The sequence below is a fragment of the Burkholderia sp. Se-20378 genome, assembly GCF_017104665.1.
GTDB lineage: Bacteria > Pseudomonadota > Gammaproteobacteria > Burkholderiales > Burkholderiaceae > Burkholderia > Burkholderia lata.
In genome coordinates this window covers 1-1982 of sequence record NZ_JAAGPG010000880.1, presented here as the reverse complement: position 1 = coordinate 1982, position 1982 = coordinate 1, and the positions used below count along the sequence as shown (strand labels likewise).

Here is a 1982-nt window from a genome sequence, read left to right as displayed (position 1 = left end):
AGTGGTTCTTCCGCCCCGAGGATGCACAACTCGCCGATCCCGCGCATGCGCCGCTGCGCGGCGCGGTCGGTGCATGCGCGTTCCTCGGCGAGCGCACGCGGCTCACGATCGAGCACGCGGCCCCGGACGCGCTCGTGATCGACGTGCCGGGCCGCATCGCGCTCGCACGCGGCACGGCGGTCGGCCTCACGATCGCGCCGGAAGGCCTGATCGCGCTCGGCGCGTAATCCGTCGTTCCGGCATCATTCATGCAGCACCCCACCGCGGCGCACGACGCCGCGACAACAATCAGACAATTCCGAGGAACGACGATGCTGCTTGCTCAAATCAGCGATCTCCACATCAAGCGTCCGGGACAGCTCGCGTACCGGCGCGTCGACACCGCGGCCGCGCTCACGCGCTGCATCGAAAAACTGAACGCGCTCGTGCCGCGCCCCGACGCCGTGCTCGTCACCGGCGACCTGACCGATTTCGGCCACGATGAAGAGTACGGCAACCTGCGCGGGCTGCTCGCGGCGCTCGAGATTCCGTACTACCTGATGATCGGCAATCACGACGACCGCGCCGGGCTGCGCCGCGCGTTCGCCGATCGCGCCGAGCTGCAGGCAGGTGAATTCGTGCAGTACGCACTCGACGTCGGCGCGGTGCGCGTGCTGGCGCTCGACTCGCAGGTTCCCGGCGCCAGCTACGGCGACCTGTGCGATGCACGGCTCGCGTGGCTCGCCGCACAGCTCGACGCCGCGCGCGACCGGCCCGTGATCGTCGCGCTGCATCACCCGCCGTTCGCATCGGGAATCGGCCACATGGACAAGCTGCACCTCACGCCCGCCGCTTCCGCGAAACTCGACGCGCTGCTGCGCGGATATCCGAACGTCGAGCGCGTGCTGTGCGGCCACGTGCATCGCACGATGTTCACGCGCTTCGGCGGCACGCTCGCAGCCGCGGTGCCGTCGCCCGCGCACCAGGTCGCATTCGACCTGCGAACCGATGGGCCCTCCGCGTTCCGGCTCGAACCGCCGGCGTTCGCGGTCCATCACTATGTGCCCGATACGGGGATGACGTCGCATCACGTGTATGTCGATGAAGGGGCCGGGCCTTATCCGTTTTATGAACCGACGGGTGAGCTGGTCGACTGACGGATTGAAGCACGCACGATGACGGGCGGCGCCCGGCCGGTTACACCGGTCATGCCGGCTTGGCCGTTCTGCCCCCGCCCGGCAGGATTCACGTCGCTCCGGTATGATCGGCAGCCTCGACGGCGCCCCGCCCGCCTGCGCACCCGATGCGTGCGCCGCGCGCTGCGCCGCCCCACTTCCGTTCGCGCAGCCATGTCCACCGCCTCCACCGACCGTCCGACCGACGCCGCCTCGCCCCACTACTCGCGCAGCCTGCTGTTGCTGCTCGCGACGATCGCGGGCGTGTCCGTCGCGAACATCTATTACAACCAGCCGCTGCTCGACAGCTTCCGCTCCGCGTTTCCCGACGGCGCGTCGTGGATCGGCGCGGTGCCGACCGCAACGCAGCTCGGCTATGCGGCCGGCATGTTCCTGCTCGCGCCGCTCGGCGACCGCTTCGACCGCCGCGGGCTGATCCTGATGCAGATCGCCGGCCTGTCGATCGCGCTGATCGTCGCGGCCACCGCGCCGTCGCTGGCCGTGCTCGCCGTCGCGAGCCTCGCGATCGGCGTACTCGCGACCATCGCGCAACAGGCCGTACCGTTCGCCGCCGAAATCGCACCGCCGGCCGAACGCGGGCATGCGGTCGGCACCGTGATGAGCGGGCTGCTGCTCGGCATCCTGCTCGCGCGGACGGCCGCCGGCTTCGTCGCCGAGTATTTCGGCTGGCGTGCGGTGTTCGCCGCGTCGGTCGCGGCGCTCGTCGCGCTCGCCGCCGTGATCGTGCTGCGGCTGCCGCGCAGCTCGCCGACGTCGACGCTGTCGTACGGCAAGCTGCTCGGCTCGATGTGGCATCTGGCGAGCAGA

The 1982-nt window shown here is 70.2% G+C and carries 3 protein-coding genes; all 3 read left to right on the top strand.

All coding sequences use genetic code 11. The features are described 5' to 3' along the window. Positions 1–227 (top strand): TOBE domain-containing protein (locus G3N93_RS38535; protein ID WP_206135383.1); only part of this gene is annotated, 227 nt, incomplete at its 5' end. Positions 228–311: 84 nt separating this feature from the next. Beyond that, positions 312–1136: a phosphodiesterase gene (locus G3N93_RS38530; protein ID WP_206135382.1), complete on the top strand. Its 825-nt coding sequence runs from the start codon at positions 312–314 to the stop codon at positions 1134–1136. Positions 1137–1328: 192 nt separating this feature from the next. Continuing rightward, positions 1329–1982 (top strand): MFS transporter (locus G3N93_RS38525; protein WP_206135381.1); only part of this gene is annotated, 654 nt, incomplete at its 3' end.

Excerpts from the sequence above, each read along its gene's own strand:
- G3N93_RS38530 (WP_206135382.1), top strand. The coding sequence starts at position 312 with ATGCTGCTTGCTCAAATCAGCGATCTCCACATCAAGCGTCCGGGACAG.